The sequence below is a fragment of the Vibrio sp. ES.051 genome, from assembly GCF_002563795.1.
Lineage (GTDB): Bacteria > Pseudomonadota > Gammaproteobacteria > Enterobacterales > Vibrionaceae > Vibrio.
Genome location: NZ_PDJL01000006.1, coordinates 219,110 through 232,612, shown reverse-complemented (window position 1 = coordinate 232,612; position 13,503 = coordinate 219,110). Strand labels below are relative to the sequence as shown.

Annotated in this window: 15 protein-coding genes; 8 read left to right on the top strand and 7 right to left on the bottom strand. The window is 45.4% G+C overall.

The window, feature by feature from the left end; all coding sequences use genetic code 11:
• Positions 1-107: 107 nt before the first annotated feature.
• On the top strand, positions 108-299 hold the full coding sequence (locus ATG66_RS18160; RefSeq protein ID WP_179885751.1) for a hypothetical protein: 192 nt from the start codon (positions 108-110) through the stop codon (positions 297-299).
• Between the two features lie 61 nt (positions 300-360).
• Here the strand turns inward: ATG66_RS18160 and ispB are convergent, their stop codons facing one another.
• Positions 361-1,332, bottom strand: a complete 972-nt coding sequence (gene ispB / locus ATG66_RS18155) for an octaprenyl diphosphate synthase (RefSeq protein WP_143699720.1) — start codon at positions 1,330-1,332, stop codon at positions 361-363.
• Positions 1,333-1,588: 256 nt separating this feature from the next.
• Between ispB and rplU the strand changes: the two genes are divergently transcribed.
• From rplU to folA, 6 genes are all read left to right on the top strand, one after another.
• A complete protein-coding gene (rplU, locus tag ATG66_RS18150) occupies positions 1,589-1,900 on the top strand; it encodes a 50S ribosomal protein L21 (protein WP_098416621.1) in 312 nt (103 codons plus the stop codon).
• Between the two features lie 20 nt (positions 1,901-1,920).
• Positions 1,921-2,178, top strand: a complete 258-nt coding sequence (rpmA, locus tag ATG66_RS18145; RefSeq protein WP_076586054.1) for a 50S ribosomal protein L27 — start codon at positions 1,921-1,923, stop codon at positions 2,176-2,178.
• Between the two features lie 212 nt (positions 2,179-2,390).
• Positions 2,391-3,578 carry an Obg family GTPase CgtA gene (gene cgtA / locus ATG66_RS18140; RefSeq protein WP_098416620.1) on the top strand — a complete coding sequence of 396 codons (1,188 nt, stop codon included), beginning with the start codon at positions 2,391-2,393 and terminating at the stop codon, positions 3,576-3,578.
• 148 nt (positions 3,579-3,726) lie between these two features.
• Positions 3,727-4,527, top strand: coding sequence for a threonine/serine exporter family protein (locus ATG66_RS18135; protein WP_098416619.1), 801 nt, complete (start codon positions 3,727-3,729; stop codon positions 4,525-4,527).
• Positions 4,527-5,000 (top strand): threonine/serine exporter family protein, encoded by a 474-nt coding sequence (locus ATG66_RS18130; protein WP_179885723.1) that lies wholly within the window; start codon positions 4,527-4,529, stop codon positions 4,998-5,000. The genes ATG66_RS18135 and ATG66_RS18130 overlap by 1 nt, the downstream gene beginning before the upstream one ends.
• A 9-nt stretch (positions 5,001-5,009) precedes the next feature.
• Complete coding sequence (folA, locus tag ATG66_RS18125) at positions 5,010-5,492, top strand: type 3 dihydrofolate reductase (RefSeq protein ID WP_098416617.1); 483 nt, start codon at positions 5,010-5,012, stop codon at positions 5,490-5,492.
• Between the two features lie 72 nt (positions 5,493-5,564).
• Here folA and apaH read toward each other — a convergent pair whose 3' ends face one another.
• From apaH to lptD, 6 genes are all read right to left on the bottom strand, one after another.
• Positions 5,565-6,371: a bis(5'-nucleosyl)-tetraphosphatase (symmetrical) ApaH gene (apaH, locus tag ATG66_RS18120; RefSeq protein ID WP_098416616.1), complete on the bottom strand. Its 807-nt coding sequence runs from the start codon at positions 6,369-6,371 to the stop codon at positions 5,565-5,567.
• A gap of 16 nt (positions 6,372-6,387) precedes the next feature.
• The gene (gene apaG / locus ATG66_RS18115; protein WP_098416615.1) at positions 6,388-6,768 is read right to left on the bottom strand and encodes a Co2+/Mg2+ efflux protein ApaG; all 381 of its coding nucleotides are present in this window, start codon (positions 6,766-6,768) and stop codon (positions 6,388-6,390) included.
• A 62-nt stretch (positions 6,769-6,830) separates the two neighbouring features.
• Complete coding sequence (gene rsmA / locus ATG66_RS18110) at positions 6,831-7,643, bottom strand: 16S rRNA (adenine(1518)-N(6)/adenine(1519)-N(6))-dimethyltransferase RsmA (RefSeq protein ID WP_098416614.1); 813 nt, start codon at positions 7,641-7,643, stop codon at positions 6,831-6,833.
• Positions 7,640-8,638 carry a 4-hydroxythreonine-4-phosphate dehydrogenase PdxA gene (pdxA, locus tag ATG66_RS18105; protein WP_098417109.1) on the bottom strand — a complete coding sequence of 333 codons (999 nt, stop codon included), beginning with the start codon at positions 8,636-8,638 and terminating at the stop codon, positions 7,640-7,642. Before pdxA ends, rsmA begins: the two co-directional genes overlap by 4 nt.
• The gene (gene surA / locus ATG66_RS18100; protein ID WP_098416613.1) at positions 8,628-9,911 is read right to left on the bottom strand and encodes a peptidylprolyl isomerase SurA; all 1,284 of its coding nucleotides are present in this window, start codon (positions 9,909-9,911) and stop codon (positions 8,628-8,630) included. The genes pdxA and surA overlap by 11 nt, the downstream gene beginning before the upstream one ends.
• A 58-nt stretch (positions 9,912-9,969) precedes the next feature.
• Complete coding sequence (gene lptD, locus ATG66_RS18095; RefSeq protein WP_098416612.1) at positions 9,970-12,315, bottom strand: LPS assembly protein LptD; 2,346 nt, start codon at positions 12,313-12,315, stop codon at positions 9,970-9,972.
• A 266-nt stretch (positions 12,316-12,581) separates the two neighbouring features.
• On the opposite strand from lptD, the gene djlA reads away from it, so the two are divergent.
• Positions 12,582-13,430 (top strand): co-chaperone DjlA, encoded by an 849-nt coding sequence (gene djlA / locus ATG66_RS18090; protein ID WP_098416611.1) that lies wholly within the window; start codon positions 12,582-12,584, stop codon positions 13,428-13,430.
• Positions 13,431-13,503 lie beyond the last annotated feature (73 nt).

The window sequence follows — 13,503 nt, the reverse complement described above, 5'->3', positions numbered from 1 at the left end:
ATAAGATATGCGATAAAGAAAGCCGATCAAAATGATCGGTTTTTTTGATCTTTCGTTTTCCATAATCGTAAAAAAGCTGGTAAGACGACATTGTTAGGGAGAAGATGATGGAAGCAAGTCGAATCCGTAAAGGCATGGTTGTTGAGTGTCAACAAGGAGTAGGGACGATACTGGTTGTGGACTACGAAGCGGAGACTGTATTGTTGTCGAAACAAGGCTCTGATCAGCAGGTAGCCGTCAGTTTTGATGAAATTGAGGATGACCCACAATTACATGGTAGCTCTGATAGGTACTACTAGAGTGATACTGAAACAAAAAAGGAAGAGTTACTCTTCCTTTTTTGTTTACTAGGCACACAAGTTATTTCGTGCGTCTTACCGCGACGTGGGCCAAAGTAATCAGTGCTTGTTTGTATTCAGACTCAGGCAGAACATCCAGCTCCGCGATGGCTTTGTCTGCTTCTTCTAACGCTCTCTGCGTTGTGTACTCCAAAGAGCCAGCCTCTTTCATGACCGCAAGAATGTCTTCCAAACGATCCATACCATTGGCTTTTTCAATTGCTTCACGAATCATGAGAGAATTTTCTGGCGTGGTGTTACGCATCGCATGAAGCAAAGGCAGGGTTGGTTTACCTTCCGCTAAATCGTCACCAGCATTTTTGCCCATGTCGTCATCATCAGACGCATAGTCCATCACATCATCAATAAGCTGAAAGGCGGTGCCAAGATACTTACCGTAATTCTGCATCGAGATTTCTACATGTTCTGGTGCACTGTTTAAGATTGCGCCAATCTGAGTGGCGGATTCAAATAAGCGTGCCGTCTTTGAGTAGATGACTTGCATGTAACTTTCTTCTGTCGTGTCAGGGTTATTGCAGTTCATTAATTGCTGCACTTCACCTTCTGCGATCACGTTGACGGCGTTGCTCATAAGTTTAAGGATCTTCATTGATCCTAACTCGGTCATCATTTGGAATGAACGAGTATAGATAAAGTCCCCAACGAGTACGCTCGCAGCATTGCCAAAGGCTGCATTTGCTGTTGCTTTACCGCGGCGCATATCTGATTCGTCTACGACATCATCATGCAGCAAAGTTGCTGTATGGATGAACTCAATAAACGCTGCTGCCATTGTATGACCGCTGCCTTGGTAACCAAGTGCGCGGGCAGACAGTATCGCGAGTAGCGGTCTTAAACGCTTGCCTCCACCACTCACGATGTAGAAACCGAGTTGGTTGATTAAAGAGACATCAGAATTTAGTTGGGCTTGAATTGTTTCATTCACTTTTGCCATGTCATCGGCAGTAAGCGCTTGGATAGTTTTAAAATCCATCGTATATCCGGCTGAAGTTAGACCCTGCAAGGCTTATTCGATTTATATAATTGTGGGATAATACACTAAAAAACGTTGATTAATACATTACTAAAGGGCATGATTGCCGCACTTTTGTTTGGCGATTAGCTTTTCGCCAACTTTTTAAAAATATGGCTTGTCATGGGAACGTCTATTCTGTAGAATCTGCGCCCTATTGATGATTAGTTAAGCGCACACCCTCAAGAAAGGCTGTGCGGAAAAAGCGGAGTAAAATATGTACGCTGTTTTCCAATCTGGTGGTAAACAACACCGTGTAAGCGAAGGTCAAACTCTTCGTTTAGAGAAATTAGACGTTGAAACTGGTGCAACTGTAGAATTTGATAAAGTTCTTCTTGTTGCTAACGGCGAAGACATCAAAGTTGGTGCTCCTCTTCTAGAGGGCGGCAAAGTTGTTGCTGAAGTTGTACAACACGGTCGTGGCGATAAAATTAAAGTCGTTAAGTTCCGTCGTCGTAAGCACTCTCGTAAGCAACAAGGTCACCGTCAGTGGTTCACTGAAGTGAAGATCACTGGTATCAACGCTTAATCTATTAGGAGAGTTTAACAATGGCACACAAAAAAGCTGGTGGTTCTACTCGTAACGGCCGCGATTCAGAAAGCAAACGCCTTGGTGTTAAGCGTTTCGGTGGTGAATCTGTACTAGCAGGTAACATCATCGTGCGTCAACGTGGTACTAAATTCCACGCTGGTAACAATGTAGGTATCGGTAAAGACCACACTCTATTCGCTCTTGCTGAAGGCAAAGTGAAGTTCGAAGTGAAAGGTCCTAAGAACCGTAAGTTTGTTAGTATCGAAGCTGAGTAATTAGTATTTAACTAAGTTACTTAATAGCTTTAAGCTGAATTCAAAAGCCCTGCCGAATTGGCGGGGTTTTTTATTTATGGCAGTCGACATATCGAAGTTTCTCGCCTTTCACGGAATTAAGTGTTCGAGTAGGTAGCTTAGATCTGTCATCTGCTAAGATTGTCGGATGACAAGGTAGATTTAATCCACGCACGAAGTAGTCGGAGTAAAAGATGAAGTTCGTAGATGAAGCGGTAGTAAAAGTTCAGGCTGGTGACGGCGGTAGTGGCGTTATAAGTTTCTGGCGTGAAAAATTCATCACTAAAGGTGGTCCTGATGGTGGTGATGGTGGTGATGGTGGTGATGTTTACATCCAAGCTGATGAAAACCTAAATACTTTGATTGATTACCGTTTTCAGCGCTTCTATGAAGCGGAGCGTGGGGAAAACGGTCGTGGCGGAAACTGTACTGGTAAACGTGGTAAAGATATTGTGTTACGCGTTCCAGTCGGTACTCGTGCTGTCGATATTCACACGAATGAAATTGTTGCTGAAGTAGCAGAACACGGCAAGAAAGTGATGATCGCTAAAGGCGGTTGGCACGGTCTTGGGAATACACGTTTCAAGTCTTCAGTAAACCGAGCGCCTCGTCAGAGAACTTTGGGGACGAAAGGTGAAGTGCGTGAAATTCGTCTTGAGTTGCTGCTACTTGCTGACGTTGGTATGTTGGGCTTGCCGAATGCGGGCAAATCGACGTTTATTCGTGCCGTTTCTGCAGCAAAGCCAAAAGTTGCTGATTACCCATTTACAACGCTGATCCCAAGCTTAGGTGTGGTTAGTGTTGTTCCAGAGAAAAGCTTTGTTGTCGCTGATATCCCTGGTTTAATAGAGGGTGCTGCCGATGGCGCTGGTCTAGGTATTCGTTTCTTGAAGCACCTCGAACGTTGCCGTGTATTACTGCATATGATTGATATCATGCCGATAGATCAGTCAGATCCGGTAAAGAATGCACTCACGATCATTGATGAGCTAGAGCAGTACAGCGAAAAACTAGCAAGCAAACCACGTTGGTTAGTATTCAACAAAGTTGATCTCATGCCTGAAGAAGAAGCGAATGAGCAGATCCAAGAGATCTTAGACGCGCTAGGCTGGGAAGACGAGTACTTTAAGATTTCGGCACTCACTCGTAAGGGCACTAAAGAGCTCTGCTACAAATTGGCAGACTTTATGGATAACCTTCCTCGTGAAGAAGAAGAAGTTGCTGAAGAAGACAAAGTTAACTTTATGTGGGATGACTACCATAAAGATGCAATGGCAGGCAAAAACGTTATTACCGAAGATGACGATGTTGACGATGTTGACGATGATGATGACTGGGATGATGAAGAAGATGACGGTCATGTTGTCTATGTTCGTGACTAATCGTTACCATAAAATAATGCCTGTTTGGATATAATTCATTAAGCCGCAATAGATATTGCGGCTTTTTTTGTATCTAATCATAATTCGATGGTGTGATTTACGGCACAATTATGGGTAATGTAGACCCTAAAAGGAATTAGACGTATCTATGACACTAGAAATAATACAGGCAGAAGAGTTGGTGGTGTCAAATCAACGATCCATTTCTCGCCTTGTGGCACAAGCCGGACAAATGCTCTTGGCGCATGGTGCCGAAAGTACACTGGTCAGCGATATTATGCGTCGTATTGGCTTGGCTTGTGGCGTTAATGAAGTGGCTGTCGCTTTGTCAGCGAATGCTTTAGTCGTTACGACTGTAATGGATGATCACTGTATTACGACCACGCGAAGTTGTGCCGACCGCGGCATAAATATGCGCGTTATTACTCAAATTCAGCGTATTTGCATTATGATGGAGCGTGGATTATTGGACGCATCGATGGCGCAGAAAAAACTCAACACTATCAGTCCGGAGCGCTATAACCGCTGGTTGGTCGTATTCATGATTGGATTATCATGTGCCGCATTCAGTCATTTAGCTGGTGGCGATTGGGGCGTGTTCATCATGACTTTCTTCGCGTCTGCTGGCGGAATGGTTGTTCGTCAGGAGATCGGCCATCGTCATTTCAATCCTTTGCTCAACTTTGCAGCGACCGCGTTTGTCACCACCTTAATTTCGGCACAAGCGGTGATTTATGAAATTGGTAATTTACCTACAGTGGCGATGGCATCTTCAGTCTTGATGCTGGTTCCTGGCTTTCCATTAATCAACGCAGTCGCGGACATGCTCAAAGGACATATTAACATGGGTATCGCACGTTTTGTCATGGCCAGCTTACTGACGTTGGCGACGTGTTTGGGCATCGTTGCTGCGATGAGTGTTACTGGAATTTGGGGGTGGGCAGTCTAATGAGCTTGTTTGATTTGATGCTTGGCCTGTTGAATGACATGCTTTTTGCTGCGATTCCCGCGGTTGGATTTGCGCTGGTTTTTAACGTGCCACAAAGAGCTTTAGTGTATTGCGCTGTTGGCGGCGCGATTGGGCACGGCAGCCGTTATTTGATGATGCAGTTTGGTATTCCTATTGAGTGGGCGACCTTTTTTGCCGCGACGTTAGTTGGAATGATCGGCGTGTATTGGTCTCATCGCTTCCTTGCACACCCAAAAGTCTTTACCGTCGCAGCATTGATCCCAATGGTGCCTGGTGTGTTTGCTTACAAAGCGATGATAGCGATGGTTGAAATAAACCACCTAGGTTACTCTCCAGAGCTTGTCGCGACTTGCATGGAAAATTTTCTTAAAGCCATGTTTATTATTGCAGGTTTAGCCGTTGGTCTTGCTGTTCCAGGACTGTTATTCTATCGCCGCAGACCTATTGTATAAGGACCTAACATGATCATTAGTATGATTGCCGCGATGGCCGACAATCGCATCATTGGCAAAGACAATCAAATGCCTTGGCATCTTCCAGCCGATTTCGCTTGGTTTAAGCGTTGTACCATGGGAAAACCGGTTGTGATGGGACGCAAAACCTATGAGTCTATTGGTCGCCCTTTACCTGGTCGCTTGAATATTGTTATCAGCCGTGATGAGACACTAAAGATCGAAGGCGTCACTACCGTAACATCGATTGAGCAAGCTCTGGAAGTGGCTGGTGACGTGGAAGAAGTGATGATCATTGGTGGTGGGGCGATTTACGCAGCTTGTTTGTCGATGGCCAATAAACTGTATGTAACACACATTGAGGCAGCTATTGATGGTGATACTCAGTTCCCTGACTGGGGAGATAAGTTTAAGGAAACCTACTCAGAAACGTATCAAGCGGATGAGAAGAACGCCTACAACATGCGTTTTACTGTGTTAGAAAAGCAATAGTCAGAAAAATCATCGGATATAACAAAAAAGCACCGCGAATACGGTGCTTTTGTTTATCGAAAGCGCTCATTATTAATTTAGTGCTTCTTGAGTAAAGATTTTCTTATCTTCCCAACGGATCATGGTCAGGTTTCCGCCCCACACACAGCCTGTATCTAAACCTATGAACTCATCATCTATATGACCTTGTAGCGCAGCCCAGTGACCAAATAGCACCGCTTTATTTAAGTGAATTCGCTGAGGAACATCAAACCATGGGATCAGCTCGTTATCCGAAACCTGTTGCGGTGGTAACTTGCATTCCATGTCTAAACGGCCGTCTAGATAACAGAAACGCATCCGTGTAAAGGCATTGATGATGTAGCGGTATCTATCCAGCCCCTGCAGAGAATGATCCCAATAATTAGGTTGGTTGCTGTACATATTCTTAAGTAGCCAAGGCAAGTTACTGCTTTGGATTATCTTTTCGACTTCACGTGCACATTCTCGAGCGGTTATTAAGTCCCACTGAGGAGAAATGCCAGCGTGACACATCACAAAGTCATCATGCTCAGCTAAAAGCGGTTGCCGAGCTAACCAAGCCAGTAATTCTTCCTTGTCCGGTGCGGAGAAAATAGGCGCTGTTTTGTCTTTGTCTTTGAGTTTTTTAAACCCATGAGCCACGGAGAGTAGGTGCAGATCATGGTTACCGAGAACGACTTGAGCACTGTCGCCTAATGCTTTGACGAAACGTAAAGTTTCAAGTGACTTTGGGCCTCTAGCGACCAGATCGCCAGCGAGCCAAAGCTGGTCATTTTTCGCGGAGAAAGATACTTGTTTTAACAGTTGCTGCAGTTCATCAAAGCAACCTTGGATGTCACCAACAATATAAGTAGCCACTGATTCTCCAATCTTATTAATTTAATACGTTTGGAACAGCCATACGAAACGGTTCAATTTCGGTGATGAACTCTTGCCCTTGCTCATCCAGCATTTTGTAGTGTCCTTGCATCACCCCGACTGGGGTTTCTAGCGCTGTTCCGCTGCTGTAAGTGTATTCATCATTGCCTGGAATAAAGGGTTGCTGGCCCACCACACCTTCGCCTTCTACGGTCATTTGTTTACCGTTAGAGTCTGAGATCAGCCAGTGACGACTAACCAGTTGTACGGTTTGCTGACTGAGGTTTTTGATGGTGATGATGTAAGCGAAAACGTAGCGTTGTAGCTCAGGGTTGGACTGTTCTTTAATATATTTGGTGTGAACTTGAATTTTGATACAAGGCTGAATGACGTCCATGTGCACTCCTCGATAAACTAAGCAATAAGCCAAGCCGGAGGGGGTTGGCTTATTATTATGAGTTACTTTTGTTGCGGGTTGTCCGCGAGCCAGTTCGCCATAGCGACGAATTGTTGCAGTGTCAGGTTCTCTGGACGCATGCTTGGGTTGATGCCCAGTTCTTCTAACACTTCTGTGCTTAATAGGGATTTATAGCAGTTGCGAATCGTCTTACGACGTTGGTTAAAGCCTTCTCGGCAAACGCGATCTAACAAGCGTAGATCTTTTGCAGGGTATGGCAGTTCTTCGTATGGGACTAGGCGCACAACCGCTGAGTCCACTTTCGGTGGCGGTATGAATGCCGTCGGTGGCACTTCCAGAACGGGCACGACTTTACAATAGTACTGAGCCATTACCGTTAGACGACCGTAAGTTTTGCTACCAGGGCCTGCTGCTAAGCGGTTAACCACTTCTTTTTGAAGCATAAAGTGCATGTCTTGAATGTCTTTATGGAATTCAAATAAGTGGAACATCAACGGCGTGGAGATGTTGTATGGCAAGTTACCGAAAATACGTAGCTTATTATTTGGCTTTACCAGTTGAGTGAAGTCAAAATGCATAGCATCGCCTTCATGAATGGTCAGCTTGTCTGCCAGTTCTGGGTTATTGCGTAGACGTTCTGCTAGATCGCGGTCTAGTTCAATAACGGTGAACTTGTCAACTTCACGACCAACTGGTTCGGTAATTGCACCAAGCCCAGGGCCGATCTCAACCAAGTTCTGACCTGGTCTAGGGTTAATTGCTGATACGATACCATCAATAATGTATGGATCGCTCAGGAAGTTTTGACCAAAACGTTTACGCGCTTTGTGTCCTAAATGGACATCATTTCTCATTGTTTCTTCTCTACCAATTCTATCGCATGCGTGAGCGCTGTTCGGAAACTTCCTGTATCCGCTTGACCTGTCCCTGCAAGATCTAATGCAGTACCATGATCTACCGATGTTCTAATAAAAGGTAGACCAAGAGTAATGTTAACGGAGCGACCAAAGCCTTTGTATTTTAATACGGGCAAAACTTGGTCGTGGTACATGCCTAATACAGCATCAGCATCGTTTAAATACTTTTCATTGAAAATGGTATCTGCCGGCAACGGGCCGATCAGGTTGACCCCTTTTTCTTGTCGAATTTTGACCAGTGTCGGAGTGATGGTTGTGATCTCTTCATGACCTAAACAGCCATCTTCGCCTGCATGGGGGTTTAGCCCGCAAACGTAGATGTTTGGTTGCGCGATGGCAAACTTTTCTACGAGGTCGTTATGAAGAATCTCAATGATTTTTTCTAATCGCTGTTCTGTGACGGCTTTTGACACATATGCCAAAGGGATATGCGTAGTAACAAGCGCGACACGCAGTCCTTCTGTCGCTAGCATCATCACAACTAACGGCGTTTTAGACTTTTCGGCAAAGAATTCAGTATGACCACTGAACGCAACGCCGGCGCGATTAATCACCCCCTTGTGCACAGGACCGGTGACAATAGCATCAAATTCATCATTCATACAGCCCAAAGCGGCTCTTTCTAGCGTTTTTAGCACATAGTGGCCGTTGGCTTCATTGAGTTGTCCCGCAACTGTATCTTCCGCTATCTGAACATGATCAACGATAAGTGTGCCCGCTTTTTGCGCTTTCGGTTCTTCTTCTGCATTGTAATCAGAGAGTTGGACATCAATACCCAGTATTTTGGCACGTTCCATGAGCATGCTTTTATCTGCACAGACGACAATTTGGTGTGCCCAGTCTTCCTTAGATAGGGCAAGCACTAAGTCGGGGCCGATTCCCGCAGGTTCGCCTGCGGTCACGACAATTCTTCGAATTGAATTAGTTGTCATTGTTGTCATCCACGATTTCAACAAACGCACTGGCGCGTAACTCCTGTACCCATGCTCCGGCTTCTTCATTAAATTTACGGTTAAAGAGCATACGGTAAGCCTTATTTTTCATCGCCGAGTTGGTTCGGTCGACTTGACGGCGATCCAACACTTCTACGATATGCCAACCATGAACGGTTTTGAACGGTTCACTGATTGTGCCTTCCGACAACGTTTCTACTTGATGCTTAAATTCTGGCACATAAAGATCAGGCGTTTGGTAACCAAGCTCTCCATCTTGCGCTGCTGAACCTGGATCTTGGCTGTACTGAGAGGCAAGTTGAGCAAAGGTTGCTTCACCTGCGTTGAGGCGACGTATAAATTCGTTTAACTGCTTCTTCGCCCCTTCATCACTTAAAATGACCGTTGGCTTGATCAAAATGTGGCGAGCGTTGACTTCGGTGACTGCTACCGTTTCCAAACCTTTCACATCGTCAATTTTTAGGATATGGAAGCCGACACCGCTGCGGAATGGGCCGATGATGCTGCCTTTATTCTGCATGTTGATTTGGTCGGCAAAGATGGTGGGCATCTCTTCCTTACGCATCCAGCCCCAGTCGCCACCTTGCAGTGCTTTTGGGCCTTTCGAGTAGGTATACGCCATTTCAGTAAAATCCGCACCTTCATTGAGCTTTTTCGCGAGCTCTTTTGCTTCTGCTTCTACAGCAGATTTTTCTTTGTCGTCAGAGAAGCGCAGCTGAATATGGGCTATTTTGTATTGAACCGTTGCATTGGTTTCTTTTGACAGTTGTTCCGCAAGGTTATCTACTTCAGCCGGCAGAATATTAATGCGTCGACGCACAAGTGCATTACGCGCTTCTGATGCAGCGATTTCCTTGCGAATTTGTTCGCGAAATTCCGGGTAACTTAATCCTTCTGCTTTAACGGAAGCCGCTAACTGTTCTACCGATTGTTTATTGTTACGTGCGATTTCTGCAATCGCTTGGTTTAAACGGCTATCATCGATACGTACACCGATACGATCGGCCTCTTGGCCTTGTAGTGTGTCAATGATCAGCTTCTCGACCACTTGCTCTTTCAACACACTTGCGGAGGGGAGGCTGTTACCATTTTGGCGAGCGTTGGCTTGCAGTGTTTTCATCGCCGTGTTGATGTCGCTTTGTAGAATCACGCCGTCATTAACGATGACCGCAACCTTATCGAGCTCGACAGGTGCTGCAACCGCTCCGCAAGAGAGTAGGGTCGTGAATAAGATTGATTTCCAAATTTTCATTTAAAATTCCGTTGTATTTTTGAAGAAGTATCCTATTAACTTAAGACGCTTAATTCGATTAATTGTTCAGATAGAATGGGCGGCCATATTTAATCGCGTTGTCGGAGCCATCCAATTCTTTGACTGCAGTGCCTTCACGTTGATTCGTGGCAAAGCCTTGAATACCGAAGTTAACACTGAAGTTGTTTTCGTATTCAGGTGATGCGCCATTACTGCCGATGGTTTGGTTTTCCCAGCCTAACAGTTGGTTAGCGTAGGTAACACCAAGGTACCAACAGTCGGACTGGTAACGCAGGCTAGCGAGCCATTCCAAATCGGTGTTTTCATTTAGGTCGTAGTAGTATTGACCGCTTGCTGACCATGTAGGATTGAATTCGTAGGCGGCTACAATACCTGCTTGGGAAATACCTTTACGAGTGATTGTGTCGAGGTTTTCGAGAATGATCGTATCTTCGATGTACTCACGCGTGACGTAACGATAATTACCTTGAATAAAGCCATCATTAAATTGATATTCTAAGGTGCTGTTTGCCAGCTGGACCGAGCTCAAGTCAATGTCGTATTGAATGCCACCATGATAGAACAGGTAATCGTTATAGTTGAAGTCTGCTTCAACTGCCCACGAAGAGTAGTTGGTTGTCTCATCCGGTTGGTTAGGGCTGTTGCTCAGTTTGGTCTTTTTATCAAAGTAGTAAATCTGACCAAATGAGACATTAAGGCGCTCTTTATAGTCATCATCAAAGAAGCGGGTACTCGCACCGTAACTCAACTGGTTCGCAGAGGCTATTTTATCAATACCACTGTACTTACGACTGCGGAATAGTCCGTAGTAGTCGGTTTGTAGCAAGGTAGTATCGTAGTTATAGATGTTGGTTTGATCTTCTTCAGGTACATACAAATACTGCAGTTGAGGCTCCAGTGTTTGGGTGTAGCCCTTGACCCAACTCGTATCTCGTTCTAAGTAAAGTTGCGCATGGGTGCGGAACTCAGGAATCACACGAGAAACTTCGTCATCCAATTGGCTTTGTAAGTTTACATCCGTTAGCCCTGTCAAGTCTTGAGAGTAGTATGTGGAAAGTACACGCGCTTCGGTCGTCCAGTTTGCCCATGAGCTGGAAAGTGGCAGTGTTAATCCCGGTTCAATATGAACCCGAGTGGCATTGGGTCTTGCTGCATCGCTGGTACTAAAGCGACTGACTTGGCTGCTCACGTCAAAGTTAAGGTAGTCTCTCCACAATGGCGTGTTGTAGTTTAAGTCCAATTGCGGAAGCAGGCGATAAGGGCGGTTTTCTTCTTTCAGTAGGATTTGGAAGTCACGTACTGTTAAAGAGGCGTTCCAAAAATCAGAGCGGTATTGTACTTGGCCTTCTTGAACGAGTTGACCATCCTCACGGTTACCAATGTCAGAATCTAGATCGAGAAAATAGTCTATATCACTCACTTTTGAGTAATTAACTTTGGCTATCCAGTGCTTGTTGATGATGCCGCTGTGTTTGACTTGATAGCCCCAACGAGACTCGTCTTGGTATTTTCTATCGCTATTGAGGTATTCGCCTTTGATTTCACCGTTACCCCAGCCATCGGTTAGATAGCGGAAATCAGAGTCGAGTTTTGTTCCACGTTGCTGCATGTAGAGCGTGGTCAAGGTCATGTCATATTGAGGCGCGATGTTCCAATAAAATGGCACCTCAATTTCCATACCGTCGCTTGAACCGTAAGACAAAGATGGAAAGAGAACGCCGGTTTTACGCGTGTCACCAATGGGCATGGTCAGGTAAGGCACGTAGAAAATAGGCACGTCTAACACTTCAAATCGAGAGTGGTAAAGCGTCGCCGTTTCTTCGTCTTGATCAACGTCGATACTCGAAGCGACTAAACGCCACGAATTATCGCCTTGAGGACAAGACGTGATGGACCCATCTTCGAGCTCGTAAATAGATTGACCTGTGCGAGCAATATAAGCTGCTGTTCCCCGGCCTTGTTGGCAAAGGAATTGATAATTGGTGTTCTCAAGTGAAAACGTGTTTTGATTGATGTCATTAGTAACACGATCAGAGCGAGCGTTGACTTGGCCGTCGTTAAAGGTCACGTTGCCTTCTGCCACAACGACGTTGTCTTGCTGGTGCAGCGTTACGCTATCTGCGGTGATTTTTTTCTTGCCTTGGGTGACTTGTACGTTACCTGAGTACTGAGCTTTGTCACCATTGATGGCTTGCAGGGTGTCAGCTTCTACCACTACTGGGGCATTAAGAGCATCCTCCTCGCCACTTGTGTCGACCAAACATTGATCTGTGGCGGGCATTTCCTGCACACTATCATGGATATTTGCTTCAGCCTGAGTGATGGGTACAAACAAGGCGGTGCTGATAGAGGCCGCTAAGAATGTGCGGGAGAAATGTTGCATTGAATTGAGCTTTCCTGTGTCACTACTACTTGATGGCTATAGGGATTGTTGTACCCTAGCGTAATAGCCAAATGAATCAACTATAGTCGCATTTATCCCAGCGTATTGATTCACTGTGGCATAATGACGATAAAATAGCTGCAAAGATAAGCAGGCGAAATGGCCTAGCCGAAATAAAACTAATTCCATTATCATAAAGGAAATCGTGGCATCCGGCACTATAAGACCGCCGTCGTCGATAAAAATTCATTGATAGAGAACACATAATGCATATTTTTGGCAAAATTCTGGGTGCCTTTTTTGGCTTGTTACTTGGTGGACCGCTTGGTTTGCTGTTTGGTTTATTTATCGGTCATCAATTTGATAAAGCACGTCGCTTGAGCCAAGCAGGGTTCTCTACTGGTGGCTTTGGCAAAGGGCCAAGTCAAGGACAGCGTCAGGAAGAGTTTTTTAAATCGGCATTTGCTGTGATGGGACATGTGGCAAAAGCCAAAGGCCAAGTGACGAAGGAAGAAATCCAGCTTGCCTCGGCCATGATGGACCGAATGAAATTGCATGGCGCGCAGCGGCTTGCGGCGCAAGATGCTTTTCGCGAAGGTAAAGACAGTGACTTCCCGCTGGAGGATATTCTTGTTCGAGTGAAAATCTCGACAGCAGGCCGCTTTGATTTGCTGCAATTTTTCTTGGAGCTGCAAATCTCCGCTGCCTTTGCTGATGGCTCGATTCACCCAAGTGAGAGAAACGTACTACACAAGATTGCACGTAGCTTGGGCTTTTCATCCGAACAATTAGAACGTCGCTTACAAATGCAAGAAGCGGCATTTCGCTTTCAGCATCAAGGCGGCTTTCAAGGTCAGTACCAATCTTCTGGAGCTGGTTGGCAACAGGCGTCACAAGCGGACCAATTGGCCGATGCGTACAAAATTTTGGACGTGTCGTCGGATGCCGACAGTAAAACCGTTAAGCGTGCTTACCGTAAGTTGATGAATGAACATCACCCAGATAAGTTGATGGCGAAAGGTCTACCGCCAGAAATGATGAACGTGGCGAAGGAAAAATCACAAGAAATTCAAAATGCTTACGATCTGATTAAAAAGGTCAAAGGCTTTAAGTAACCCCGCGATTTCTATCAAAATTGAAAAGGGCACTTGATGCCCTTTTGGGCTTTGGGTGACCCAAAGCGCTTTG

Coding starts and splice junctions, on each gene's coding strand:
- folA (WP_098416617.1), top strand. CDS start 5,010: ATGATCATTAGTATGATTGCCGCGATGGCCGACAATCGCATCATTGGC.
- ATG66_RS18135 (WP_098416619.1), top strand. CDS start 3,727: ATGACACTAGAAATAATACAGGCAGAAGAGTTGGTGGTGTCAAATCAA.
- cgtA (WP_098416620.1), top strand. CDS start 2,391: ATGAAGTTCGTAGATGAAGCGGTAGTAAAAGTTCAGGCTGGTGACGGC.
- ATG66_RS18160 (WP_179885751.1), top strand. CDS start 108: ATGGAAGCAAGTCGAATCCGTAAAGGCATGGTTGTTGAGTGTCAACAA.
- apaG (WP_098416615.1), bottom strand. CDS start 6,768: ATGGACGTCATTCAGCCTTGTATCAAAATTCAAGTTCACACCAAATAT.
- lptD (WP_098416612.1), bottom strand. CDS start 12,315: ATGCAACATTTCTCCCGCACATTCTTAGCGGCCTCTATCAGCACCGCC.
- djlA (WP_098416611.1), top strand. CDS start 12,582: ATGCATATTTTTGGCAAAATTCTGGGTGCCTTTTTTGGCTTGTTACTT.
- ispB (WP_143699720.1), bottom strand. CDS start 1,332: ATGGATTTTAAAACTATCCAAGCGCTTACTGCCGATGACATGGCAAAA.
- surA (WP_098416613.1), bottom strand. CDS start 9,911: ATGAAAATTTGGAAATCAATCTTATTCACGACCCTACTCTCTTGCGGA.
- rpmA (WP_076586054.1), top strand. CDS start 1,921: ATGGCACACAAAAAAGCTGGTGGTTCTACTCGTAACGGCCGCGATTCA.
- ATG66_RS18130 (WP_179885723.1), top strand. CDS start 4,527: ATGAGCTTGTTTGATTTGATGCTTGGCCTGTTGAATGACATGCTTTTT.
- rsmA (WP_098416614.1), bottom strand. CDS start 7,643: ATGAGAAATGATGTCCATTTAGGACACAAAGCGCGTAAACGTTTTGGT.
- rplU (WP_098416621.1), top strand. CDS start 1,589: ATGTACGCTGTTTTCCAATCTGGTGGTAAACAACACCGTGTAAGCGAA.
- pdxA (WP_098417109.1), bottom strand. CDS start 8,638: ATGACAACTAATTCAATTCGAAGAATTGTCGTGACCGCAGGCGAACCT.